This window comes from Enterobacter sp. UNJFSC 003 (assembly GCF_036903355.1).
In the GTDB taxonomy this organism is placed as follows: Bacteria; Pseudomonadota; Gammaproteobacteria; order Enterobacterales; family Enterobacteriaceae; genus Enterobacter.
In genome coordinates, this window is record NZ_JBAKHK010000203.1 from 1 (window position 1) to 263 (window position 263).

At 51.0% G+C, this 263-nt stretch carries 1 protein-coding gene; it reads right to left on the bottom strand.

The window, feature by feature from the left end; all coding sequences use genetic code 11:
* Positions 1-263 (bottom strand): lipoprotein insertase outer membrane protein LolB (lolB, locus tag V5P19_RS23795; RefSeq protein ID WP_334408018.1); only part of this gene is annotated, 263 nt, incomplete at both ends.

Genomic DNA, 263 nt, shown 5'->3' on the forward strand with positions numbered 1-263 from the left:
GTATAACGCTGACCTTTATTGTCGACTAACTGCACGTTACCCGGTTGAGCATTCAGCTCAAGTTCCGTACTGCCCAATGGGTTAGTCAGCAGCAGACGGTAGCGATCCTGACCAGTTTGCTGCCAGAAGAAACGGGCGTACACTTTTTGTTGGTCAGAAATATAAGCGAACGCGCCGCGAGTTTGATACTGATTAAGAGTGCGCACGTCTTGCTGATGCTGACGCCATTGTGGCGAATCCGGGCTTTTACCAGGACCTTTGGG